The organism is Rhizorhabdus wittichii (genome assembly GCF_017607425.1).
In the GTDB taxonomy this organism is placed as follows: domain Bacteria; phylum Pseudomonadota; class Alphaproteobacteria; order Sphingomonadales; family Sphingomonadaceae; genus Rhizorhabdus; species Rhizorhabdus wittichii.
On the sequence record NZ_CP059319.1, the window covers coordinates 708,598 to 732,544 of the forward strand.

Here is a 23,947-nt window from a genome sequence, read left to right on the forward strand (position 1 = left end):
CTGTTCTTGGATGTCCTAAAGCAGATGCGTGCTTCACAGGATGAGGCGCAGCTTAACAGGTCGACCGGAGCGCGCCGACAATGGTCGGGCAAAGTCGCCCAGCAATCGCGTATGCGATCCCTCGCCAGCGAATATGTGCCTGCTTCGAAGGTTCCGCTTGCTTTATTTGAAAAGCTGAGCTGTCATATTTGAATAAGGAACCTTCCTTAAATCAAAAATTATATAGTACTCGCTACATAGTGGTCGCGGTGGCGGATGTTCGCCGTCATTCGGATCGCCCGGCTCGATTCGCGGCGGTCCGTTGCAACCGCCGCCCGCTCGCGGCATGACGGCGCGATGGCGAGCGAGGATGGATCTGCGGACATCGGGCGGGAGGACAGGGCGGGCAAGGCGCTGTCGGTGCTCGCGCGTCCCGAGGCGCTGACCGGGCGCGTCGCCGGGCTGATTCGCCAGGCGATCCTGTCGGGCGAACTCGCCCCCGGCGAACGGCTGAGCGTGCCCGAACTGGCGCGCCGCCTGGGCGTCAGCCGGACCCCGGCGCGGGAGAGCCTGTTGCTGCTCGAACGCGAGGGGCTGGTGGTGCCGCGATCGAGCGCGGGCATGGCGGTGATCGCGGGCGGGCGCGAGGAGATACTCGACCTGCTCGACATCCGCGAAGGGCTGGAGATCATGACCGCGCGGCGCGCCGCCGAGCGGATCGACGCGGCGGGCGTCGCGCGGCTCGAGGCGATCCTCGCCGATCACAGGGCGGTGCTGGAGGAGGGCGACCTCGCCCGGCATGTCGAGCTCGACGCCGCCTTCCATGCCGCGATCCGCGAGGCGGCGGGCAACGACCGGCTCGCCCGCCAGCTCGGCCAGATCGAGCTGCAGCTGCGCGTGCTCAACGGCCGCCTGTCGCGCGCCGAGGGCTGGAGCGGACGCGCGGTGCTGCGCGATCATGCCGCGATCGCCGGGGCGATCGTCGCCCGTGACGCAGACGCCGCCGAGCGTCATATGCGCGCCCATATCGGGCGCACCCGCGCCTTCCATCTCCGCTCGCTCGCCACCACCTGAAGCGCCGCCGATCACCAGCATGATGCTTTGACGCCGATCGCCCCCGGCGGCTTGCCGCGCGCACGGGGCGGGGCATGCTGCGCCCCAGGCGGGCGATTTCGCCCCAGCGGGAGCGAGGAGAAGCGGCATGGCGCGGGTCGAATGCGTGCTCGATATCAGGGCGGAGTCGGGCGAGACCCCGGTCTGGTCGGTGGCCGAGCAGCGGCTGTTCTGGGTCGACCAGCTCGCCTTCACGCTCAACGCCTTCGATCCGGCGACGGGGCGCAACGAGGCCTGGACGATGCCGGCCCATATCAGCAGCTTCGCGATCCGGGGCCGGGGCGGGAAGCTGCTCGTCGCGCTGCGGACCGGGTTGTTCGACTTCGACCGGGCGAGCGGCGCGCTGACTCCGGTCGCGGCGCCGCCGCCCTATGACCAGGCGGCGCTGCGCTACAATGACGGGCGATGCGATCGCCAGGGGCGCTATGTCGTCGGCTCGGTCGACCTGGACTTCTTCGAGAACCGCATCGCCGGCCGGGCGGCGGTCTATCGGCTCGACGCCGCCGGCCTGGCGCCGATCGTCACCGGCATCACCTGTTCCAACGGGCTGGCGTTCAGCCCCGACGGGCGGACCATGTACCTGGCCGATACCGTGCAGAACGCTGTGTTCGCCTATGACTATGACGTGGCGACCGGGACGCCCGGCAACCGGCGCGACTTCGTCCGCTTCGGCCCCGACGAGGGCAAGCCCGACGGGGCCGAGGTCGACAGCGAGGGCGGCTATTGGGTCGCGCTGCTGATGAAGGGCGCGGTCGCGCGCTACACGCCCGACGGCAAGCTCGACCGGCTGATCCCGGTCCCGGTGCTGCAGCCGACCAAGATCGCCTTCGGCGGACCGGACCTCGCCACCCTCTACCTTACCAGCGCGGGCCATCGCCACATGCCCGGCGACGAGCCGCTGGGCGATCAGGCGGGCGGGCTGTTCGCGATCGACACCGGCTTCAGGGGGATCGCCGAGCCGCAGTTCGCATTTTAGTTTTGCATGCAACATGTAAATTTGATTAGAGGAAGGTCATGACGATCCGAGTCCTCGACCCCACCGCCTCGCTGGCGCACGACATCGCCGATCCGGGCCCCGACGCCGGCGCGCTGCGCGGCAAGCGCATCGCCATCCGCATCGACATGCTGTGGCGCTCCTGGGACTGGGTCAGCGCGATCTGGGCGGAGGGGCTGCGCGCCGAGGGCGCCGAGGTGACCTTCTGGCGGAGCTGCGGCCGGACCGGCGCCGAGGGCGAGGCGGCGGCCATGGATTATGCCGCGCTGCTGCGCGAGAGCGACGCCGCGATCGTCGGCCTGGGCAATTGCGGCTCCTGCACCTCCTGGACGATCGCCGACGCGCTGGAGGCGGCCGCCACCGGCCTGCCGACCATCGCCGTCGCCACCGCCCATTTCGAGGGGCTCGCCCATAATCTCGCCAAGCGCGGCGGGCGATCGGGGCTCCGGCTCCACGTCCTGCCCTATCCGCTCGACATCCTGCCACGGGACCAGGTTGATGACATTGCAAGAGACCAATATCGATCGTTCCTGCGGAATTTCGGGGTGCGAGGCGGACTGGCTGAGCAGTCGGCGGCATGAGGTCGACGAGGATATCGTCGCCTTCAACCGCTTCGCCATGGCGCAGGGCTGGGGCGACGGCCTGCCGCTGATCCCGCCGACCGAGGCGCGGGTCCAGGACTTCCTGGTCGCGGGCGGGCGCTTCCCCGACGAGCTGGTCGCGATCCTGCCGCCGCTGCGCGCCGAATGCACCGTCGAGAAGATCGCGGTCAACGCGGTGATGGCGGGCTGCGCCGGCGACGCGATGCCGCTGCTCTGCGCCGCGATCGAGGCGATGGCCGATCCGAAGTTCGACCTGGCCGGGCTCAACGCCACCACCGGATCGGTCGTGCCCGCGATCATCGTCAACGGCCCGGTCCGCCACGCACTCGACATACCCTGCCAGGCCGGTTGCCTGGGCGGTGTCGCCGGTCCCGCGCCGGCGATCGGCCGGGCGATCCGGCTGATCATGCGCAACGTCGCGGGGCAGTTGATCGACGCCACCTCGCAAAGCGTCTACGGGACACCGGGCCGGGTCGCCGGCATCGTCTTCGGCGAATGGGAGGAACGCTCGCCCTGGGCGCCGCTCGCCGAACGGCGCGGCGTCGCGGGCGACGCGGTGACCGTCTACGGCGCGATGGGCACCGCCAATATCTGCGACGTGGTTGCGGACAGCGCCGAGGGCTTCCTGGACATCATCGCCAAGTCGATGGCCTATCCCGGCGCCAACGGCTTCCTCACCTCCTCGGCCTTTTCGGAGACGCTGTGCGCGATCAATCCGGTCTGGGCCGAGGTGATCGCCAGGGCCTATCCCGACATGGCCGATGTCCAGGCCTATCTGTGGGACAGATGCGCGCTGCCGATCGACTGGTGGCGCCCCGAATATCGCGCGCCGATCGAGGCGCTGGGCCGGATCGGGGCGGACGGGCGCGTCCCCTGACGCCGACACCCGACGACGTCATCGTCATGGTCGCGGGCGGGCTGGGCGGGCTCCACGCGGCGATGCTGCATAGCTGGGGCACCTGCCTGACCGTGACCCGGCCGATCCGATGACGCCGGTCGTCATCATCGGCGACCGCGTCCGCACCCGTGACGAGGCGATCGAGCGCGGCGCGCGGCTTGCGGCGGCGATGCATGCGGCGGGGGTGGAAGCGGGCGACGCGGTCGCGCTGCTGCTGCGCAACGACTTCGCGGTGCTGGAGGCCAATCTCGCGGTGCGGCGGCTCGACGCCTATGGCGTGCCGGTCAACTGGCACTGGCATGCCGACGAGATCGGCTATGTCCTGCGCGATTGCGCGCCGCGGCTGCTGATCGGCCACCGCGACCTGCTGGAAGCGATCGAGGACCGTATCCCGGCCGGGCTGACCGTCGTCGCGATCGGTGGCGATCCGGCGCGGGGCTGGATCGACTATGACGGCTGGATCGCCGGCCACGAACCGCATGCCGGCAGCGGCACCGGCCTGGGATCGTCGATGGTCTACACCTCGGGGACGACCGGGCGGCCCAAGGCGGTGCGGCGGCTGCCCGCCTCGGGCGAGGAATCGGCGCAGCGCGCGCGGGTGCTGGCGATGATCCACGACAGCGCGCCCGGCAATGTCGCGCTGGTCACAGGGCCGCTCTACCATCTGTTCGGCCAGGCGCTGATGACCGCGACCTTCGGCGCGGGCGGATCGGTGGTGATCATGGAGCGTTTCGACCCGGAAGCCTGCCTGGCGCTGATCGAGCGCCACCGCGTCACCCACAGCGCGCTGGTGCCGACTTTGTTCGTCCGGCTGCTGCGCCTGCCCGAGGCGGTGAAGGCCCGCTACGACCTGTCGAGCCTGCGTCACGTCGTCCATTCGGGGGCGCCCTGCGCGCCCGAGGTGAAGCGGGCGATGCTCGGCTGGTGGGGGCCGGTGCTGCACGAGACCTATGGATCGACCGAGACCGGCGTCGTCACCAAGATCGGCCCCGCCGAATGGCTCGAACGTCCGGGCAGCGTCGGCCGCCCGGTGCTGACCGGCGAGGTGCGCATCCGCGGCGAGGACGGCGGCTGGGCGCCGGCGGGCACGGTCGGCGACGTCTATCTGCGCATCCACGGCACCCCCGACTTCACCTTCCACGGTGATCCCGCCAAGCGCGCGGCGGTCGAGCATGACGGGCTGGTCACCTGCGGCGACATCGGCTGGCTCGACGCGCAGGGCTATCTCTTCCTGTGCGATCGCCGCGTCGACATGCTGATCTCGGGCGGGGTCAACATCTACCCGGCCGAGATCGAGGCGGCGCTGCTCGAACATCGGGCGATCGGCGACTGCGCGGTGTTCGGCGTCCCCGATCCCGAATATGGCGAGGCGCCGGTCGCCTATGTCCAGCCCGCCGGCGCGATCGACGCCGGGGCGGTGCGCGCCTTCCTGCGCGGCCGGCTCGCGGGCTACAAGGTGCCGCGCCACATCGTCCTCACCGATGCGCTGCCGCGCGAGGAGACCGGCAAGATCATGAAGCGCAAGCTGCGCGAGCAATTCCTGGCGGCGGAGCGCGTCGATGGCTGATCCGGCGATGGCGGCGCTGGCCGGGCTCAGGGTGATCGACATGGCGTCGCTCTACGCGGCGCCGTTCGCCGCGACGATCATGGCCGATTTCGGCGCCGACGTGCTCAAGATCGAGCCGCCTGGCGGCGATCCGTTCCGCGAGAGCAGGATGTGGCCGCTGGTCGCGCGCGGCAAACGCTGCCTCGAACTCGACCTGCGCATGGCCGAGGGGATCGAGACGCTCAAGGCGCTGGTTGCCGAGGCCGACGTGGTCGTCGAGAATTATCCGGCGGCGCTGCTGCGCAAGCGCGGCATCGGCTGGGAGGTGCTGTCGGCGATCAACCCCCGGCTGGTGATGCTCAGCGTCTCCTGTTTCGGCGCCGACGGGCCCTATGCCGACCGGCCCGGATCGGGCACGATCGGCGAGGGCTTCGGCGGGCTCACCTGGCTGACCGGGGAGGGCGACGGGCCGCCGATGCTGCCCAGCGTCGCGCTGGGCGACGCGGTCGGCGCGATGAGCGCGATGATCGGCGTGCTGTCCGCGCTCTACTGGCGCGAGCGGAGCGGGCAGGGGCAGCAGGTCGACACGAGCCTCTACGAGCCGATCCTCCAGATCGTCGCCCATGCCGCGCAGCGCTGGTCGCCGGGCGATCCGCCGATGCGCTGCGGATCGAAGCTGCCCGGCGTGCTGCGCAACGTCTATGCGACCGGCGACGGCCATTTCGTCGCGCTCTCGGCCAGCACCGCGCGCCACCATGCCGATCTGGTCGCGCTGGCCGGCGGCGCGGAGGGCGACGACGATGCCCGCGTCGCCGCCTGGATGGCGGGACGGACCCGGCACGAGGCGATCGACGCGCTGGTCGCCCGGCGCATCCCGATCGCCCCGGTCAACGATCTCGACGCGCTGCTGGCCGATCCGCACGTCCGCGCGCGCGACAGCCTGCGCCATGTGCGCAGCGAACGGCTCGGCGATCTCGCCCTGGCCGCGCCGTCGCCGCGCCTGTCGCACACGCCGGCGCAGATCGGCGAGATCGACCCGCCGCTCGGCACCGACGCCGGTGCGGCGCTGGCGCGATGGACGGCGGCCTGACGCCGCGCCTCGACGGGCGTCGGCGCTTCGCCGCGCATCTCGGCATCGCGTCCCCCGACCGGCCGCTGCTCGGCGGCGGCGTCGATCCGATCGCGCAGATCGAGCGGGCGCATGTGCTGGGCTTCGCGGGCATCACCGACAACGGCCTGATGCTGCGCCCGCCCGACGTGCAGCGGCGGATGGGCGAGCGGCTGCGCGCCCTCGGCATGGAGATGGGCAGCTTCACCCATGACCCGCCGGGCGAAGGGCCGTGCTTCTTCTGGGGCGCGCCGCAGCCCGATCTCGCCGCCGCGCTCGCGCCGACCTTCGCGGCGGCCGAACGGGTGAGTGGTGTCGTCAACCTCGTCCTGCTCGACGCCGGCGCCCCGCGCGCCGACCAGCTGGCGCGGGCGACCGACAATCTCGGCCGGGCGGCGGTGCTGGCCCGTGCGCGCGGATTCCGCCTCGCGCTGGAGCCGGTCAGCCGCATCCGGGTGCCGCTCGCGCTGGTCGAGCATATGGCGGAGGCGGCGGCGATCGTCGCCCGGATCGACGACGAGGCGCTCGGGCTGATCGTCGATAGCTGCCACATGGCGCTGGGCGGTGAGGATATCCCCGCCGCGATCCTGGCCCAGGCCGATCGCCTGCGCGTGGTGCAGATCGCCGACGTGCCGGGCCGCGTCGAGCCGGGGGCGGGGGGACTGGCCTTCGCGCCGATCCTGGCCGCGCTCGACCGGATCGGCTGGCGGGGGATGCTGGAGGCCGAGTTCGATCCGATCGGCGACGAACCCGCGATGCTCGCGGCGCTGGCCAGGCTGGGCTGACCCCCATCGTCATTCCCGCGAAAGCGGGAATCCATGGACGGCGGCCCGCAAGAGGCTGAATGTGCCGTGACCTTGGATTCCCGCTTTCGCGGGAATGACGGAAAAAGTGGGGAGATTCGCGGTATCCGATCACATCCTGAACGCCTTTAGCCCTGGCTCTCGGGCACATGGACGATCAGCCCGTCGAGCGCGGGGGTGATGCGGATCTGGCAGGATAGCCGGGAGTCGGGCCGGCGGCCGCGCGCGAAATCGAGCATGTCGGCTTCGCCTGGGCCCGGTTCGCCCACCGCCTCCAGCCAGGCGGCGTCGACATGGACATGGCAGGTCGCGCAGGCGCAGGAGCCGCCGCATTCGGCGACGATGCCGCTGACGCCGTGGCGCTTGGCGACCTCCATCAGCGAGAAGCCGTTGTCGCCCCGCGCGATCGTCACCGCCCCGTTGGCGTCGATGAATCGGATCTCGGTCATCATGTCTTCCTAGGGCGGGCCGCCTATTTTCGTCTTCTGTGTAGTGGGGACATCATAGGTGCGATCCCTTGCCGGGCGATCTTGCAACGAACCGGCGCGCCCGGCCACATCCCGACGAGAGAAGGACGCCGGGATCGGCGCGGAGGAGGGATGATGCGGGCCGCCATATTCCACGGCGCGGGCAAGCCGATGACGATCGAGGACGTGCCCGATCCCGAGCCCGGCCCCGGCGAGGCGGTGATCAAGGTATGCCGCTGCGGCATTTGCGGCTCCGACATCGGCATGACGTCGGGCAGCCATGCCGATTATCCCGCCGGCACCACCCTGGGCCATGAATATGCCGGCGAGGTCGTCGCGGTCGGCAGGGACGTGTCGAACCTCAAGGTCGGCCAGCGCGTCTCGGCGATGCCGGCCAAGGGCTGCGGCGGCTGCGCATCCTGCCTGGCCGGCTTTCCGCTGGGCTGTACCACGATGGCGGGGATGATCGGTGGCTTCGGCGAATATATGCGGATCTACGCGCCCGCCGCGATCCACCTGCCCGATACGCTGTCGATGGCCGACGGCGCGCTGGTCGAGCCGCTCGCGGTCGGCCTGCGCGGCGTCGCCCTGGCCGGGCTCAGGCCCGGCGCGACGGTCGCGGTGCTCGGCGCGGGCGCGGTGGGGCTTGCTGCGATTTACTGGGCGCGGATGCTCGGCGCCGGGCGCATCGTCGCCATGTCGCGCTCGGCGCGGCGGGCCGACCTCGCCACGGCGATGGGCGCCGACGGGTTCGAGGCGTTCGGCGAAGGCGAGGGCGATCGGCTGGCGGCGGCGCTGGGCGGCCTGCCCGACGCGGTGCTCGAATGTGCCGGCGCGGTCGGCCTGATGCAGAAGGCGGTCGAGTTGGTGCGGCCCGGCGGCACGATCGTCTCGCTCGGCTTCTGCGGCAGCCCCGATCCGATCATCCCGTCGCTCGCCACCTGGAAGCAGGTGACGATGAAATTCTCCTTCGCCTACGACCTGCGCGAGTTCCAGCATTGCGCCGATGCGCTCGACGCCGGCCATGTCGCGCCGCGCATGATGGTCAGTGAGACGATCGGGCTCGACGCGCTGCCGTCGGGCTTCGAGGCGCTGCGCACCGGATCGACCCAGACCAAGGTGCATGTCGACCCCTGGATCGCCGCATGAGCATGGCGGACCTGCTCGCGCCCGAGACGATGCTCGCGGCCTCGGCGGCGCGTACCGGCCTGTCCGACTTCGGCGATCCCGGCTTCCGCGAGGGGCTCGACCGGCTGCTGTCCGACATCCGCGCGCTCGATCTGGCCGAAGGCTTCGCCCGGGCGACCGCCTTCCGCATCGGCCAGTTCCTCGACGCGCGCGCGCTGGCGGTCGACGGGTTACGCCGGCATGACGAGGTGCTGGCGACGCCGGTTCGCCGGCCGCTGATCATCGCCGGGCTGGTCCGTTCGGGCACCACCGCGCTGCATCAGCTCCTCTCGCTCGATCCGCAGTTCCAGGGCCCCGAGCATTGGCTGACGGTGGCGCCCAAGCCGCGCCCGCCGCGCGACCGGTGGCAGGACGATCCGCACTATCGCGCCGTCGCCGATTCGATCGCCGCCTTCGTGGCGAGCGCCCCCGAGATGCTCGACGACCATATGATGTCGGCGGACGGCATCGAGGAATCGCTGTTCATCCTCGCCACCGGCTTCGCCAGCAACATGTGGCCGTCGATGTGGCCGGTGCCGCGCTACGACCTCTGGTATCGCGACCGCGACGACCGCGACAGCTATCGCTGGCTGGCCGACGTGCTGCGGTTGATCGGCAAGGGCGACGACCGCCGCTGGCTGCTCAAGAACCCGACCGACCTGTTCTCGCTCGGCGAGGTGCTGGACGTCTTCCCCGACGCGATGATCGTCCAGACGCATCGCGATCCAGTCGAGGCGATGCCGTCGATCTGCAACCTGATCCTCGCCGCGCAGCGCGTCTTTTCGGGCGATCGCGCCGATCCGGTGGCGATCGGCGGGCGCGAGGCGGAGATGTGGGCGGTGGCGCTCGACCGCGCCGAGCGGGTGCGTGCCGGCAGCGCCAATCGCTTCTTCGACATCGAGTTCCGCGATTTCACGCGGGACCAGCTCGGCACGGTCAAGCGGCTCTACGATCATTTCGGCCTGACCCTCGACGCGTCGACCGAGGCGGCGATGCAGGCCTGGCTCGACGCCCATCCGCGCCGTGCGGCCGCTGCCGGGCCGCGCTACCGGCCCGAGGATTTCGGCCTCACCGCCGACGGCCTGCGCGAGCGCTTCGCCGACTATCGCGCCCGGCGCGGCTACGCCTGATCGTGAAGGAGACGGAGATGCGCAACCTGCTCGGCGGCCAGTTCCACCAGATCGCCTATGTCACCGCCGACTTCGACGCGGGGCTGGCGGCGCTGCGCGCCGGCCATGGCATCGAGCGCTTCCTGGAGCTGCGCGATATCCGCTTTCCGGTCGATCGGGCGGGCGCCGAGGCGCATTGCCATATCGCGCTCGGGCGGACCGGTGGGCTGGAGATCGAGCTGATCCAGCCGCTCGGCGGCGCGGCCGACCTCTATCGCGAGCCGCTCGACCGGCCGGGCCCGCTGCACTTCCACCATGTCGCGCAGCGGGTCGACACGCTCGCCGAGCTGGAGGCGCTGCACCGGACGGCGAGGGAGCGCGGCTTCGCGATCCCGATCGATTCCGAATCCAACGGCATGACCTATTTCTACGCCGACGCGCGCGCGACGCTCGGCCATCATGTCGAATATATCTACGGCTCGCCCGACTATTGGGCGGCGGTCGGGGCGATGATCCCGGAGAATTGAGGCGGCGGGGCGCGGCCTCAAATCACCCCTTCGTCCCCGAGCGCGTCGATCTCGGCCTCGCTCAGGCCCAGCTCCCCGGCCAGCACGGCGCGGGTATGCTCGCCCAGCATCGGCGGGGCGCGATAGTCGGTGATCGGCGTCTCGGAGAAGTTGAGCGGGCTGCGGATCAGGTCGAGATCGGGCTTGAGCGGGTGCGGCGCGCGGACGCGCATGCCGCGGTGCCGCGCCTGGGGATAGTCGAACACCTGCTCCAGGTCGTTGATCGGGCCGCTGGGGATGCCGGCCGCGCCCAGCTTCTCCAGCCAGTGGGCGACCGTGTCGGTGGCGAAGATCGCGTCGAACACCTCGGTGATCTCGTCGCGATGCTGGACGCGCAGCACGTTGGTGTGGAAGCGCGGATGGGTGGCGAGTTCGGGATGGCCGACCGCGTCGCACAGCGCGACATATTGCTTGTCGTTGCCAGAGGTGATCATGATCGCCCCGTCGCTGCACGCGAATTTGCTGGTCGGCATGCCGCCATTGCCCTGGGTGCCGCGCCGCACCGGGACGTCGCCCGAGGTGAGGTGGATCTGGGCATAGTGCGACAGGGCGGAGATGCCACAGTCGAGCAGGGCGACGTCGATATACTGGCCTTTGCCGCCGGCGGCGTCGCGATGATAGAGCGCGGCGAGGATCGCGTTGGCGACGTTGAGGCCGGTGAACAGGTCGATGATGCTGGGGCCGACCTTCATCGGCCCGGCGCCGGGCTTGCCGTCGGGCACGCCGGTGACGCTCATCAGCCCGCATTCGCCCTGGAACACCGCGTCATAGCCGGGCTTGGCGGCGAGCGGCCCGGTCTGGCCGTAGCCGGTGACCGAGCAGTAGACGATGCGCGGGTTGATCGCCTTCAGGCTCTCATAGTCGAGGCCGTAGCGCTTGAGGTCGCCGACCTTGTAATTCTCCATCACCACGTCGCACGACAGGACCAGCTCGCGGATCAGCGCCTGCCCGCGCGCGGAGGCGATGTTGAGCGCCACCGACCGCTTGTTGCGGTTCACCGACATGTAGAAGGCGTTCTCGCGGGTGCGGTTGCCTTCGGCGTCGCGCAGATAGGGCTCGCCGAAGATGCGGGCGTCGTCGCCCACCACCGGCCGCTCGATCTTGATCACGTCGGCGCCCATGTCGGCGAGCACTTGCGATCCGAACGGGCCCGCCAGCACGCGGGTGAGATCGAGGACGCGGATATTCTCGAGGGGTAGTCTGGCCATGGCTCAACCTGCAATTGCCCGATCATCCCTCGCCACGGCCCGGCGCCATGGCAAGGGACGCCGCCCGCCTGTTCACAACCATGATATGCCGATGCGCGCGCTTTCCGGCAGGCCCGCGGCTCTCGCCTTTGCGGCGGGGTTGGTCCAATTGCTGGGCCGAGAACAACCGAGGATAGGATTGGAGGCCGCATGGGCGACATCTTGCGGGACACCCCGGCCGAAGGCGTCTGCCGCCTCACGCTCAACCGTCCGGACGCGCTCAACTCGTTGAGCTACGCCATGTATGGCGAGCTGATCGATCATCTGGAAGCGATCCGCTACGATCATGACGTGCGCGTCGTGCTGCTGACGGGCGCCGGCCGCGCCTTCTGCGCCGGCCACGACACCCGCGCCGGCGGCGCGCCCGACTGGGTGGACGAAGGGCTGGGCAAGGCGCAGTGGCAGCGCCGGATCATGGACAAGCTCGGCCAGATACCGCTGCGGATGCGCGCGCTGCCGCAGCCGGTGATCTGCGCGGTCAACGGCGCGGCGGCGGGAGCGGGCTATGCGCTGGCGCTGGCCGCCGACATGACGATCGCGGCGCGATCGGCCAAGTTCGTCAATGCCTTCCACAATGCCGGCACCGGCCATGAACTGGGCTTCAGCTACATGCTGCCGCGCCTCGTCGGCGCCCAGCGGGCGGCCGAGCTGATGCTGACCGGCCGCGCGGTGATGGCTGAGGAGGCGGAGCGGATCGGGCTGGTGCTGCGCTGCGTCGACGACGCGCGGCTGATGGACGAGGCGCTGGCGCTCGCCGACGCGGTGATGGCCAACAGCCCGATCGGCATCGCGCTGACCAAGAGCTCGATGTGGTTGAACGCCGATGCGCCGAGCCTGGAGGCGGCGATCGAGATGGAGAACCGCGCCATCTTCATGAGTCAGTCGACCGGCGACACCGCCGAGAAGCGCAAGGCCTTCTTCGAGAAGCGCCGGCCCAAGTTCACGGGGCAATGAGATGAGCGCGATCGAACCGCTGCTGCGGCCCTTCGCGCTGCGCGGCCTGGAACTGCCCAACCGCGTCGTGATGGCGCCGATGACGCGCTACCGGTCGCCGGCCGGGGTGCCGACGGAGGAGGTGGCGAGCTATTATGCCCGGCGCGCGGCGACCGGCCTGGGCCTGATCCTGACCGAGGGCGTGGCGCTGCCGCATTATGCCGCCGCCGACCATCCCGACATCCCGCGCATCGACGGGGTCGAGGTGCTGGAGGGCTGGCGCAAGGTGATCGAGGAGGTCCATGCGGCCGGCGGGCGGATCGTGCCACAGCTCTGGCACCAGGGGCCGATGTGGAACGTCGAATATGCCGGCCCCGGCACCGGCAATCCGATGCGGCCGTCGGGGATATGGGGACCTGCCGACGGGGTGATCTCCTTCCGGCCCGAAGGCCGCGACGCCAGCCTGGCGCCGGTGCCGCCGATGACCGACGGCGACATCGCCGACGTGATCGGCGCCTATGCTCTGGCGGCGCGCAACGCGGTGGCGCTGGGCGCCGACGGCATCGCGATCCATGGCGCGCACGGCTATCTGATCGACACCTTCCTGTGGGATTACACCAACCGGCGCGACGACCGGTGGGGCGGCGATCCGGCCCGCCGCGCGGCGTTCGGGGCGGAGGTGGTCCGCGCCATCCGTACCGAGATCGGCGAGGACCGCCCGATCGTGCTGCGCTTCTCGCAGTTCAAGATGCAGAACTATCAGGCGCTGCTCGCCGACACGCCCGACGCGCTCGGCGCGCTGCTCGGCCCGCTCGCCGATGCCGGGGTCGACCTGTTCGACGCCAGCCAGCGCTATTTCGACACGCCGACCTTCGAGGGATCGACCCTCAACCTCGCCGGCTGGGCGAAGAAGCTCACCGGCAAGGCATCGATGACGGTGGGCGGCGTCGCGCTCGACAAGGCTCGGGGCAATGCGAAACATATCGACGACAGCCAGCAGTCGGTGAACAACCTGTCGCTGCTGGTCGAACGGTTCGAGTGTGGCGAGTTCGACCTGGTCGCGGTCGGCCGGGCGATCCTCAACGATCCGGCCTGGTTCACCAAGGCGGTGGCGGGCGAGCCCTTCCTGCCGTTCGACCCCGCCAGCCTGGAGCGGCTGACATGAGCGATATCGAGCAACGGATCGATCGGCTGGAGTCGCAGGCGGCGATCCAGCAGCTTCCGATCCGCTACGCGCTGGCGGTCGACGGGCGCGACCTCGACGCCTGGGTCGGGCTGTTCGTCCCCGATGTGAATTGCGGGCGGCGCGGATCGGGCCGCGCGGTGCTGCGCTCGATCATCGAGCCGGCGGTACGGACCTTCTACCGCTCGATCCACCAGATTTGCGGCCACCGGGTCGAGTTCGACGATGCCGACCATGCCCGTGGCGTGGTCTATTGCCGCGCCGAGCATGAGGCCGAGGGCCAGTGGATCGTCATGGCGATCGCCTATTTCGACAGCTATGAACGGCGCGACGGCGCCTGGTATTTCGTCCGCCGGCAGGAGAAGCACTGGTACGCCGCCGACTGGCAGGAGCGCCCGAGCGCGCCCTTCACCGGCTGGGCCGCGCACCCGCATCCGCCGACCTTGCCGCAGGAATTCGAGGCCTGGAATCCCTTCTGGGCCGAAGAGGCCGCAGACCGCATCGCCGCGCTGACGGCGCTTCCGACAGGAGACACAGCATGAGCAGCAACCGCCGCTTCGAAGGCCGTTCGGTGATCGTCACCGGCGCCGGATCGGGCATCGGCGAGGCGACCGCGCGCGCCTTCGCCGCCGAGGGCGCGCTCGTCGCCATCGCCGAACTCGACGGCGACAAGGGCCGCGCGGTGTGCGACGCGATCGCCGCCGAGGGCGGCACCGCCCGCTTCGTCGAGACCGACGCGACCGACGAGGCGTCGGTCAGGGCGATGGTCGAGGCGGCCTGCGCCGCGCACGGCCCGGTGCGCCACGCCTTCAACAATGTCGGCGCGGCGAAGCTCGGCTCGCTGGAGGAGCTGAGCCTCGACGACTGGAACTGGACCGTCCAGATCTCGCTGACCAGCACCTTCCTGGCGATGAAGCACGAGATACCGGTGATGAAGGCGAATGGCGGCGGGACGATCGTCAACACCGCCTCGATGTCGGGCCGCATCTTCACCCCCTCGGCGCCGCCCTCCTATTCGGCCGCCAAGGCCGGGGTGATCCATCTCAGCCATTATGCGAGCTGCACCTATGCGGCGGACAATATCCGGGTGAACAGCGTGCTCCCCGGCCTCACCGCCACGCCGCAGATCGCGTCGATGTTCACGCTGGAGCAGCAGGCCGAGGTCGCCAGCCACCACCAGATGATCCACCGCTGCGTCCAGCCCGCCGAGATCGCGGCGGCGGTGCTGTTCCTGTCGAGCGACGAGGCGGCGATGATCACCGGTCGCGGGATCGAGGTCTCGGGCGGCGGGGCGCACGCGTCCTAGGGCGCAGAAGCATCGCCGCGCCAAATGCGGCCGAAGCTACAGGCCGCAAAGGCTTCTATCGGGCCGCTCTCCGCGCCATCGATCTATCCGTAATGAAGCAGTTAGCTGTCGATGGTCCTTGAAGCGGAACGCGGGAAAGTGGACGATGCGGCATGACACGCAGTCGAACCCTGATCTGGCTACACCGCATCGGCTACTTCACAACCGCTATCGTTGCCGCGGAGTTGCTGGGGCTAATGGTCCTGAGCCTCTACTTTTGGAATGAGGACAGAAAGCATCTCGCAGTAGCGATGGAGCTGACGCGAACTCATGATGGTCCGATAGTCGTCAAGGGTTCGCGAAGCTATCGTCCAGACGATTTGGACCTGCTGGCGACACTGCCGCCCCTGCAAATGAACTCCCTGCATTTCATAGCTCTGCCATCACTTCGGGACTCATGGTTCGCGCTTGCCCTCACGGTACCGGCGCATGGTGATCGAGCCAGAGGCGTCGTCAACATCTTTGCTCATCCGGATGGCCCACAAGAAGAGCTGATAATGGTGAAGACCATTTCCTTCTCGATGGCGAAATCGTCGGCAAGTCGCCTTATTCTTGACGTCGAAGCTATGACGGAAAATTGGAAGGGGGAGCGAGTAGGCTGCCTTGACGGTACTGGTGTCGCCTTTGAGCTCTGGACGCGGAAAGGTGTGACGTCTGGTAATGGAAACGCAGCTTGCAGCGATCATTACGGCGCTCTCAGCGAACTCGTGCGGAAATCGGTCCAGCATCTGATCCCACCTGCTGAGCGCCCTATCGGATCAGACTGGCGGCCCGCTCGTTAATCGAACGGCGTTGAGGTCTCCGGCGGCTGGGCGCCCGCTTCCTGGGGGGCCTTCTTCTCGTCATTCCCGCGAAAGCGGGAATCCACGGTTGCGGCACAGTTTGTCTCTTGCGGGCCGTCGTCCATGGATTCCCGCTTTCGCGGGAATGACGATAGGGGGCGAGGAGAGGCCTGGCCCTGGACCGCTCGCCGTCACCCCATCTCGTCCATCCTGATCCAGCGGCGTTCGGCGTCGGCGCGTTCGACCGCTTCGACCACGCGGTGGACGGCGGCGGCTTCGGTGAAGCTCGGCGATCCCTCGCCGCCCGATCGGATCGCGGCGGCCATGTTGGCGAACATCCAGTCCATCGCCACGAACGGGCGCGGGCCGGTCTCGCCGCCGGTCGTGCCCGGCACCGTGTAGAAGGCGGGATCGATCTCGACCTCGGCGCAGGCGCGCTCGCCATAGGGCATCAGCCGCGCGTCGCCCGCGTAGAGCCTGGCCGAGAGCAGGTTGCCGAAGCTGGAATCGCTGAGCAGCAGCCGGCCGCGGTCGCCCCAGACCTCGACCCGCCAGCCTTCGGTGTCGGGCACGCACCAGCCGGCCTGGAGGCTGCCGATCGCGCCGTTCGCCATGCGCAGCGTGGCGGTGCCCAGGTCGTGCGTCTCGGGGCGCAGCACGTCGCCGTTGGGCAGGAACCATTCGGGCACCCCGGTCGCGAGCAGGCCGGTGGCCTCCTCGACCGGGCCGATCAGATGGGTGAGGAACAGCAGCGAATGGGTCGCGAAATTGCGCCAGCCGCTGCCGCCGCTGCTCTTCTCCGCCAGCCAGTAATAGGGGTCGGTGTTGCCCGACCAGGCGCTGTAGCAATAGGGTTTGTCGTTCTCGACGATCAGCGGCAGGAACAGCTGGACGTGGAAGCCCAGCGGCTTGCCGATATAGCCCGCGTCGATCATCGCCTTCATCTGCTGCGCGGGCGGCGACCAGCGGAACTGCGCGTCGACCACGCCGACCACGCCCGCCGCCTTCTGCGCGTCGCGCATCGCATCGGCATCGGCGACCGAGGTGGCGAAGGGCAGCGCGTCATAGACATGCTTGCCGTTGCGGAGCGCGGCCATCACCATCGGGAAGCGGAAGGAGGGGCGGGTGCCGACGTCGATGATGTCGAGATCGGGATCGGCCGACATCTCCTCATGGTTCCAATAGGCCTTGGGGATATCGAAGTCGGCGGCGGCCTTCTCGGCGGTCTCGCGGCGCGAGGTGCAGATCGCCGCGACCTCGACCCCTTCGATCCTGCGCCATGCCGCGCCATGGACCTTGAGGCTCCAGTTCGCGCTGATGATGCCCACCTTGAGCGGCTTCGCCATATGACCGTCTCCCTCGCTTTCCGATCGAGACTGGCCCAGTCCGCCGCGACGGAAAACCCGCCGGCCATGGCCTATCGCCTATGTGATCATGCGGCCGGGGGCGGGCGGGCGGATTGGCGGCGGCGCGCGGCGCCGACTATGCCGACCCCTGAGAGGACAGCGCATGGACCGGATCGACTTCAGCGGGCAGGTGGCGGTGGTGACCGGCGCGGGCGGGGCGCTCGGCGGCGCCTTCTGCCGCGAGCTGGCGCGACGCGGGGCGGCGGTCGTCGCCAACGACCTGGGCGGCAGCACCACCGGCGAGGGCGGGTCGGCCGACTATGCCGACGCGATCGTCCGCGAGCTGCGCGCGGCGGGCGCAAGGGCGGTCGCGAATTACGACAGCGTCGCCTCGGCGGCCGGCGGCCAGGCGATCGTCGACACGGCGCTCCGGCATTTCGGCCGGGTCGACATCGTCATCAGCAACGCCGGCAACCAGCGCAACGCGCCGTTCGGCACGCTGACCGAGGAGGATGTCGAAGCGGTTTACGCGGTCCATGTGAAGGGCGCGTTCAACGTCTGCCAGCCCGCTTATCGCGAGATGGTGAGGCAGGGCTATGGCCGGCTGGTGCTGGTCGGCTCGCAATCGGGGGTGTTCGGCAACCCGATGCGCGCCAATTACGGATCGGCCAAGACCGCGATGATCGGGCTGATGAACGTGATCGCGCAGGAGGCGCCCGCCGGCATCGCGGTCAACACGCTGTTCCCCAACGCGCAGGGCGGGCGGCTCGGCGGAACGCCGCTGGCCGAGCGGCCCGATATCGATTTCCTCAAGGCGGCGGGGGAGCGGACCCGCCACTTCGCCGACGCGATGAAGCCCGAGTTCGTCGCGGCGCTGGCCTGCTACATGGCGAGCCGCCAGTGCGACGGATCGCAGAACATGTATTCGGTGCTGGGCGGCAAATATTCGCGGCTGTTCATGGGGCTGACCGAGGGCTGGTACGCGCCGGGCCCCGACGCGCCGAGCTGCGACGACATCCTCGCCCATATTGGCGAGATCGACGATCGCAGCCGCTATGCGGTGCCGCTGAGCGGGCTCGACGAGATGGACACGGTGCTCGCGGCGCAGCGCGCGGCCCATGGCTGACGGCGGGACCGGGCAGGCCGGCGACGCGGCGATGCGCGTCTCGGCCGGCGAGATACTGGCGATCGAGCCGGCCGGCGAGGATCGCTTCATCGGCGGCGCGGGCGGCGTCAACCATATCGGCACCGTGTTCGGCGGCCGTCTGGTCGCGCAGGCGCTGCTGAGCGCGGTGCGTACCGTCGCGGCGATGCCGCCGACCTCGCTGCATGGCTATTTCCTGGCACCGGCGCAGGTCTCGCTGCCGATCGAATATCGGGTGGCGCGGCTGCGCGACAGCCGGCGCTTCGCCCATCGCCAGGTGACGGCGGTGCAGGAGGGGCGGGCGGTGTTCACGCTGCTCTGCCAGTTCCACGCGCCCGAGGAGGGCTTCGTCCACCAGGCGGCGGAGATGCCCGACGTGCCGCCGCCGGAGGAGGTCGCGACCCTCCAGCAGTTCGTGCGCGACAATGGCGACCGGCTCGATTTCGCGGCGATCCGCAACTTCTCCGGCGCGCTGCCGATCGAGATGCGCGCGATCGCGCCCGAAGCCTATTTCTACGAGCGGCCACGGGAGCCGATGCGCGACTTCTGGTTCCGCCTGCCCGGCGCGGCGGCGATCGACGATCCGCGCGAACAGGCCTGCCTGCTCGCCTATGCCAGCGACTATTGGCTGGCGGGGGTGTCGGCGACGCCGCACGGCTTTCCCACCAATAGCAGCTCGTTGCTGATCTCCAGCCTCGACCACGGCCTGTGGTTCCACCGTCCGGTGCGCTGCGACGAGTGGTTGCTCCATCACACGCACAGCCCCGCTGCCGCCGACGGCCTGGGCTTCGCGCAGGGGCGGATCTTCGATCGGGAGGGACGATTGGTGGCGTCGACCACGCAGGAGTGCCTGCTGCGCCAATTACCGCCGGAAGCATAACGATGGAGGGAGAGCAGGGCATGGCGTTCACGGACACTCCGCTGGCCCCGGCGATCGGGTCGGTCGTCGAGGGACTCGACCTGTCGCGGGACATGAGCGAGCCGACGATGCGCCGGCTGCTGGCGCTGCTGTTCGATCGCGGCGTGGTGGTGATCCCCGGCCAGACGATCGACGACGCGGCCTATGTCCGCTTCGCGTCCTTCTTCGGCACGCCGCTCGACTTCTTCATCCCCGAGCATCGCAACGCCGATTTCCCGACGATCATCCGCATCAACAACGATCCGGCGACCCCGGCCGCGATGCGCGACGGGGCGGTCCACTGGCATTCGGACAGCAGCTATGAGAGCGTGCCGGGTTGCGTCACCATGTTGTTCGGCAAGGAGGCCCCCGACCAGGGCGGCGAGACCCATTTCGCCAGCACCAGCGCCGCCTATGCCGACCTGCCCGAGGCGACCAGGGCGCGGATCGACGGGCTGGTCGCGCGCCACGAGCTGGGCCGCGCGCCCTGGATCGAGGGGGAGACGCGGCCCGATCCCAACCGGCCCCCGCGCAAGACCGATGCGCCGAGCCATCCGCTGGTGATGGTCCACCCGGTGACGGGCCGGAAGGGCATCTTCACCTCGGGCACCGCCTATGCGATCGACGGGATGGACGATGCCGAGGCGACCGCGCTGATCCGCGAGCTGCGCGAGCATGTCGCCAAGCCCGCCTATCGCATCAGCTACAAGGCCAGGCCCGGCGACATCGTGCTGTGGGACAATTTCGGCACCGTCCACTGCGCCAGCCCGATCGAATATTCGAACGAGGCCGGCAAGCGCCGGCTGCTCCACCGGATCAGCACCAAGGGGATGCCGGCGCTCTGCTCATAGAGAGGCCGGTCAGTCCGGCTGGCGTTCCGGATAGCGGCCCATGGCGAGGTAGCAGCAGGCGGCGAGCGCGAAGGAGGCCGAGGCGGCCATCAGCGCGAAGTTGTAATTGCCGAACATGTCGTAGCCCTTGCCGATCATGCTGGCCCCGAACGCCACGCCGAGCGCGATGCCGAGGGTCGAGACGCCGTAGATCGAGGCATAGCTGCGCAGCCCGAAATAGCGGGCGATCATGAAGGCGACGATGTCGATCTCCGCCCCCTGGCCGAGGCCGATCAGCAGGATCGCGCCGTAGAACATCACCGGCGGCACATGGTCCTGCAGCAGGAACAGGCAGCCGACCGCCGGCAAGGCGTTGAGCACGAAGGCGACGGCGGGCGCCCAGAAGCGATCGACCAGCAGCCCGCTGAGCAGCGCCCCTGCCGCCGCGGCGAGGCCGAGGGTGGAGACCGCCGCCACCGCCATCGACGCTTCCAGCCCCTTGGAGACGGCGAGCGGCTTCATCTGCGACATCAGCGAGACGACCGGCACATAGTTGAGCACCGCCGCGGCGGTGAGGATGCGGACCTTGGGCTGGGCGAGCAGCACCCGCCAACTGTCCGCCAGGCCATGGGCGGCGGCCGCGCCGATCCGTTCCTGCGCCTTGGCCGGCACCCAGAACCAGACCAGCGGCAGCGCCAGCATCAGCACCAGCCCGCCGAGCAGCAGATAGCCGCCCGCCGTGCCGTAATGGCCGATCACCGGGAACAGCGCCATCGGCACCAGCGCGCCGGCGACGGCGAGCCCCGATCGGCCGATCGCCAGCGCGGTGCCGCGCGTATGGTGGAAGGCGCCGCTCAGGATGCGGGTGAAGGTGATGCCGGTGGTCGACATGCCGACCAGCGAGAAGAAGAAATAGGCCGCGTAATAATAATCGAGCGATCCGCGCATCAGGGCGAGCAGCGCATAGCCGATCGCGGTGAGGACCAGTCCGGTCGACAGCACCGGGCGCACGCCGTAGCGATCGGTGAGCGCGCCGACCACGGGCGCGGCGAAGGCGGTGACCAAGCCGAAGCTGTGGACCAGCGCGATCTGCCCGCGCGACCAGCCGAACTGGGCCTGGAGTGGCTCGACGAACAGGCTGGAGACGGCGGCATAGAGCGAATAGCTGATCGACCCGCCGATCAGCGCGGCGAGGCCGGGCCGCCAGGCCTGGCGCCATTCGTGGACGACCATCGCGCCATGCGATCGGCCGTCATGCGCTTCGCCCATTGCCGTCCGGTCAGCACGCACATCCGCTCTCCTGCTTCGTAGCGAGCAGTCCTGCGCCCGCGATGCGACGCGCGCAAACCGAATGACGGCGCGGCGCCAGCCCCTACGCATATGTGTACATCCCGCCCGGCCCATTGCCACCCGTCCGGGCCCTCACCACGATCGCTGGCGGAGGAGAGAGGCATGTCGGACATCCTGGTCGAGCGCCGCGACGAAGGCATCGCGGTGGTGACGATCAACCGCCCGGAACGGCTCAACGCGCTGACCCGCGAGGCGGTCGCCGCCCTCAACGCCACGCTCGACGGCATCGCCGCCGACTCCGGCTGCCGCGCGGTGATCCTGACCGGCGCGGGGCGCGGCTTCTGCTCGGGGCAGGACCTCGCCGCCGCCAATGCGCGCAAGGGCGACCGGGCCAGCGGCGTCATCGAGAAGCTGTTCTGGCAGGAGCAGTTCGCCGGCATGGGCAAGCGGCTGCGATCGATGCCGCAACTCGTGGTCGCGGCGGTCAACGGGCCGGCGGTGGGGGCGGGCATGGCGATCGCGCTGAGCGCCGACGTCCGCATCGCCACGCCCTCGGCGCGCTTCCTGGTCGCGGCGGTGCGGATCGGCCTGTCGGCGGGGGAGAGCGGGATCAGCTATTTGCTGCCGCGCATGATCGGCATCCCGCGCGCCTTCGACATATTGCTCACCGGCCGGCCGATCGAAGCCGAGGAGGCCGAGCGGATCGGGCTGGTGCTGCGGCTGGCCGAGCCGGCGGCGCTGGTCGACGAGGCGATCGGCTATGCGCGGACGGTGCTCGCCAACAGCCCCTATTCGGTCGCGCACAGCAAGAAGCTGATGTGGGAGAATCTGGACGCCTCGTTCGATGCGGCGATCGGGGCGGAGAACCGCACCCAGATCCTCGCGACGATGACGCAGGACTATGCGGAGGCGACCGCCGCCTTCGTCGAGAAGCGCCCGCCGCGCTTCGAGGGGCGCTGAACGGAAGGGGAGGATCGATGGACCTGGGTCTGACGGGCAAGCGCGCGCTGGTGACGGGCAGCAGCTCGGGCATCGGCGCGGCGACGGCGCGCATGCTCGCCGAGGAGGGCTGCGCGGTGGTCGTCCATGGCCGCGACGCGGCGCGCGCCGAAGCGGTCGTGGCCGGGATCAGGGATGGGGGCGGCACCGCCCATGTCGCGCTCGGCGATCTCGCCACGCCGGACGGCGCCGATGGCGTCATCGCCGCAGTGCGGGCGATCTGGCCCGAGGGGCTCGACATCCTCGTCAACAATGCCGGCGGCTCGGCGGCGAGCCCGCAGCCCTGGGAGGAGATCGGCGACGCGACCTGGCTCGCCAGCTACCAGAAGAACGTCGTCGCGGCGGTGCGGCTGATCCGCGCCTTCCTGCCAATGATGAAGACGCGCGGCTGGGGGCGGCTGATCCAGGTCGGCAGCGCCAGCGGGGCGCAGCCGGTGCCGGTGCTGCCCGACTATGCGGCGGCCAAGGCGGCGATCAACAATATGAGCGTGGCGCTGGCGCGGACGCTGGCCGGCAGCGGCGTCACCGCCAACACGGTGTCGCCGGGCCGCACCCTCACCCCGGCGGTCGAGCGCGCCTTCGCCGGACGCGGCGCTAATGCCGCGTGGAGCGCCGACCAGGGCGACGGCGGCAGTGCCGGAGCCGTGGCGATCGGAACGCCGGAGGACATCGCCTTCGCGATCTGCACGATCGCGAGCCCGCGCTCGGGCTTCGTCACCGGCGCCAATATCCGGGTCGACGGCGGCCAGGTGAAGGGCGTCAACTAGCCGGCCGGTCAGCCGACCAGATAGCCGCCGTCGACCGCCATGACATGGCCGGTCATGTAGCTCGACGCGGGGCTGGCGAGGAACAGGATCGCGCTGGCGAGCTGGATCGGCTGGGCGGAGCCGAGCAGCAGGCGGCCGGGCATCATGATCGGGCCCTTGGGATCGAATCCCATGCCGCCCTCGCGCATGCGGCGGGACCCCTCGGTATCGACGCCGCCCGGCATGATCGCGTTGATGCGGATGCCGTCTTCGGCGAACTCGGCCGCCGACGTGCGGGTGATGCCGTTCACCGCCGACTTCGACGAATCATAATGGGTGTTGTTGAAGATGGTCGGGTGCGCGGCGCCGATCGTCGAGATGTTGACGATCGCGCCGCCGCGTTCCTTGCCCTGCCGCCGCATCACCCGGATCGCCTCGCGCATGCACAGGAAGGTGCCGCGCGCGTTGACCGCGTGCATCCTGTCCCAGGTCTCGACGCTCATCTCCATGAAGTCGGCCTTGGGACGATAGGCGGCGTTGTTGACGAGGATGTCGACGCCGCCCAGCGCCTCGACCGCGCGCGCGGTCATCGCCTTGACCTGGGCCTCGTCCGAGATGTCGGCCTCCAGCCCGATCGCCTCGCCGCCTGCCGCGACGATGTCGGCGGCGACCGCCTCGGCGCCGGCCAGGTCGAGGTCGACCACAGCGACCTTCGCGCCCGCGTCGGCCATCAGCTTCGCGGTCGCCTTGCCGATGCCGGAGGCCGCGCCGGTGACGATCGCGACCTTGCCGGGCACCGCGAACAGGCTGCGGAGGGTGCTGTCGGAAATGGGCATCTGGGAAGTCTCCGGA

General features: G+C 69.8%; 25 protein-coding genes. 20 read left to right on the forward strand and 5 right to left on the reverse strand.

Going from position 1 to position 23,947, the window contains the following annotated elements; genetic code table 11:
• Positions 1–255 precede the first annotated feature (255 nt).
• The 7 genes from HRJ34_RS03465 (at position 256) to HRJ34_RS03495 (ending at position 7,025) form a co-directional block, all read left to right on the forward strand.
• The gene (locus HRJ34_RS03465) at positions 256–1,053 is read left to right on the forward strand and encodes a GntR family transcriptional regulator (RefSeq protein WP_208633347.1); all 798 of its coding nucleotides are present in this window, start codon (positions 256–258) and stop codon (positions 1,051–1,053) included.
• A 127-nt stretch (positions 1,054–1,180) separates the two neighbouring features.
• A complete protein-coding gene (locus HRJ34_RS03470) occupies positions 1,181–2,068 on the forward strand; it encodes an SMP-30/gluconolactonase/LRE family protein (protein WP_011951130.1) in 888 nt (295 codons plus the stop codon).
• A 38-nt stretch (positions 2,069–2,106) separates the two neighbouring features.
• A complete protein-coding gene (locus tag HRJ34_RS03475) occupies positions 2,107–2,667 on the forward strand; it encodes a UGSC family (seleno)protein (protein WP_011951131.1) in 561 nt (186 codons plus the stop codon).
• Positions 2,585–3,565 carry a hypothetical protein gene (locus HRJ34_RS03480; RefSeq protein ID WP_226949027.1) on the forward strand — a complete coding sequence of 327 codons (981 nt, stop codon included), beginning with the start codon at positions 2,585–2,587 and terminating at the stop codon, positions 3,563–3,565. Before HRJ34_RS03475 ends, HRJ34_RS03480 begins: the two co-directional genes overlap by 83 nt.
• A 109-nt stretch (positions 3,566–3,674) precedes the next feature.
• Positions 3,675–5,153: an AMP-binding protein gene (locus tag HRJ34_RS03485; protein WP_208633348.1), complete on the forward strand. Its 1,479-nt coding sequence runs from the start codon at positions 3,675–3,677 to the stop codon at positions 5,151–5,153.
• On the forward strand, positions 5,146–6,222 hold the full coding sequence (locus tag HRJ34_RS03490; protein WP_208633349.1) for a CaiB/BaiF CoA transferase family protein: 1,077 nt from the start codon (positions 5,146–5,148) through the stop codon (positions 6,220–6,222). Before HRJ34_RS03485 ends, HRJ34_RS03490 begins: the two co-directional genes overlap by 8 nt.
• Positions 6,207–7,025, forward strand: a complete 819-nt coding sequence (locus HRJ34_RS03495) for a TIM barrel protein (protein WP_208633350.1) — start codon at positions 6,207–6,209, stop codon at positions 7,023–7,025. The genes HRJ34_RS03490 and HRJ34_RS03495 overlap by 16 nt, the downstream gene beginning before the upstream one ends.
• Before the next feature lie 146 nt (positions 7,026–7,171).
• Here the strand turns inward: HRJ34_RS03495 and HRJ34_RS03500 are convergent, their stop codons facing one another.
• Entirely contained in the window at positions 7,172–7,492 is a 321-nt protein-coding gene (locus tag HRJ34_RS03500; protein WP_226949028.1) for a 2Fe-2S iron-sulfur cluster-binding protein, read from the reverse strand.
• Positions 7,493–7,645: 153 nt separating this feature from the next.
• Here HRJ34_RS03500 and HRJ34_RS03505 point away from each other — a divergent pair, with 153 nt between their 5' ends.
• Genes HRJ34_RS03505 through HRJ34_RS03515 form a run of 3 tightly spaced genes read left to right on the forward strand, consistent with a single transcriptional unit; the run spans position 7,646 to position 10,313 of the window.
• On the forward strand, positions 7,646–8,659 hold the full coding sequence (locus HRJ34_RS03505) for a zinc-binding dehydrogenase (protein WP_208633352.1): 1,014 nt from the start codon (positions 7,646–7,648) through the stop codon (positions 8,657–8,659).
• Complete coding sequence (locus HRJ34_RS03510) at positions 8,656–9,807, forward strand: sulfotransferase family protein (protein ID WP_208633353.1); 1,152 nt, start codon at positions 8,656–8,658, stop codon at positions 9,805–9,807. The genes HRJ34_RS03505 and HRJ34_RS03510 overlap by 4 nt, the downstream gene beginning before the upstream one ends.
• Before the next feature lie 17 nt (positions 9,808–9,824).
• Positions 9,825–10,313, forward strand: coding sequence for a VOC family protein (locus HRJ34_RS03515; RefSeq protein WP_226949029.1), 489 nt, complete (start codon positions 9,825–9,827; stop codon positions 10,311–10,313).
• A 17-nt stretch (positions 10,314–10,330) separates the two neighbouring features.
• On the opposite strand, the gene HRJ34_RS03520 is transcribed toward HRJ34_RS03515, so the two are convergent.
• The gene (locus tag HRJ34_RS03520) at positions 10,331–11,560 is read right to left on the reverse strand and encodes a CaiB/BaiF CoA transferase family protein (protein WP_208633355.1); all 1,230 of its coding nucleotides are present in this window, start codon (positions 11,558–11,560) and stop codon (positions 10,331–10,333) included.
• Positions 11,561–11,749: 189 nt separating this feature from the next.
• Here HRJ34_RS03520 and HRJ34_RS03525 point away from each other — a divergent pair, with 189 nt between their 5' ends.
• The 5 genes from HRJ34_RS03525 (at position 11,750) to HRJ34_RS03545 (ending at position 15,842) form a co-directional block, all read left to right on the forward strand.
• A complete protein-coding gene (locus HRJ34_RS03525) occupies positions 11,750–12,553 on the forward strand; it encodes an enoyl-CoA hydratase/isomerase family protein (protein ID WP_029991941.1) in 804 nt (267 codons plus the stop codon).
• A gap of 1 nt (position 12,554) precedes the next feature.
• Positions 12,555–13,697 carry an NADH:flavin oxidoreductase gene (locus HRJ34_RS03530; RefSeq protein ID WP_208633356.1) on the forward strand — a complete coding sequence of 381 codons (1,143 nt, stop codon included), beginning with the start codon at positions 12,555–12,557 and terminating at the stop codon, positions 13,695–13,697.
• A complete protein-coding gene (locus HRJ34_RS03535; protein WP_208633357.1) occupies positions 13,694–14,257 on the forward strand; it encodes a nuclear transport factor 2 family protein in 564 nt (187 codons plus the stop codon). Before HRJ34_RS03530 ends, HRJ34_RS03535 begins: the two co-directional genes overlap by 4 nt.
• Complete coding sequence (locus tag HRJ34_RS03540; protein WP_208633358.1) at positions 14,254–15,021, forward strand: SDR family NAD(P)-dependent oxidoreductase; 768 nt, start codon at positions 14,254–14,256, stop codon at positions 15,019–15,021. Before HRJ34_RS03535 ends, HRJ34_RS03540 begins: the two co-directional genes overlap by 4 nt.
• A 152-nt stretch (positions 15,022–15,173) precedes the next feature.
• Positions 15,174–15,842 carry a hypothetical protein gene (locus HRJ34_RS03545; protein WP_208633359.1) on the forward strand — a complete coding sequence of 223 codons (669 nt, stop codon included), beginning with the start codon at positions 15,174–15,176 and terminating at the stop codon, positions 15,840–15,842.
• A 191-nt stretch (positions 15,843–16,033) separates the two neighbouring features.
• On the opposite strand, the gene HRJ34_RS03550 is transcribed toward HRJ34_RS03545, so the two are convergent.
• Positions 16,034–17,188 (reverse strand): Gfo/Idh/MocA family protein, encoded by a 1,155-nt coding sequence (locus tag HRJ34_RS03550; RefSeq protein ID WP_208633360.1) that lies wholly within the window; start codon positions 17,186–17,188, stop codon positions 16,034–16,036.
• Positions 17,189–17,351: 163 nt separating this feature from the next.
• Between HRJ34_RS03550 and HRJ34_RS03555 the strand changes: the two genes are divergently transcribed.
• From HRJ34_RS03555 to HRJ34_RS03565, 3 genes are read left to right on the forward strand one after another with little or no spacing between them, the layout of a single operon-like run.
• A complete protein-coding gene (locus HRJ34_RS03555; RefSeq protein WP_011951146.1) occupies positions 17,352–18,314 on the forward strand; it encodes an SDR family NAD(P)-dependent oxidoreductase in 963 nt (320 codons plus the stop codon).
• The gene (locus tag HRJ34_RS03560) at positions 18,307–19,212 is read left to right on the forward strand and encodes an acyl-CoA thioesterase (RefSeq protein WP_029991947.1); all 906 of its coding nucleotides are present in this window, start codon (positions 18,307–18,309) and stop codon (positions 19,210–19,212) included. Before HRJ34_RS03555 ends, HRJ34_RS03560 begins: the two co-directional genes overlap by 8 nt.
• Before the next feature lie 20 nt (positions 19,213–19,232).
• On the forward strand, positions 19,233–20,081 hold the full coding sequence (locus tag HRJ34_RS03565; RefSeq protein ID WP_208633361.1) for a TauD/TfdA dioxygenase family protein: 849 nt from the start codon (positions 19,233–19,235) through the stop codon (positions 20,079–20,081).
• A 9-nt stretch (positions 20,082–20,090) separates the two neighbouring features.
• Here HRJ34_RS03565 and HRJ34_RS03570 read toward each other — a convergent pair whose 3' ends face one another.
• A complete protein-coding gene (locus tag HRJ34_RS03570) occupies positions 20,091–21,350 on the reverse strand; it encodes an MFS transporter (protein WP_226949030.1) in 1,260 nt (419 codons plus the stop codon).
• A gap of 162 nt (positions 21,351–21,512) precedes the next feature.
• Between HRJ34_RS03570 and HRJ34_RS03575 the strand changes: the two genes are divergently transcribed.
• Both HRJ34_RS03575 and HRJ34_RS03580 read left to right on the forward strand, forming a co-directional pair.
• Positions 21,513–22,310, forward strand: a complete 798-nt coding sequence (locus HRJ34_RS03575; protein ID WP_208633363.1) for an enoyl-CoA hydratase/isomerase family protein — start codon at positions 21,513–21,515, stop codon at positions 22,308–22,310.
• 17 nt (positions 22,311–22,327) lie between these two features.
• Positions 22,328–23,116, forward strand: a complete 789-nt coding sequence (locus HRJ34_RS03580) for an SDR family NAD(P)-dependent oxidoreductase (RefSeq protein WP_208633364.1) — start codon at positions 22,328–22,330, stop codon at positions 23,114–23,116.
• An 8-nt stretch (positions 23,117–23,124) separates the two neighbouring features.
• On the opposite strand, the gene HRJ34_RS03585 is transcribed toward HRJ34_RS03580, so the two are convergent.
• Positions 23,125–23,931 carry an SDR family NAD(P)-dependent oxidoreductase gene (locus tag HRJ34_RS03585; protein WP_030090052.1) on the reverse strand — a complete coding sequence of 269 codons (807 nt, stop codon included), beginning with the start codon at positions 23,929–23,931 and terminating at the stop codon, positions 23,125–23,127.
• Positions 23,932–23,947 lie beyond the last annotated feature (16 nt).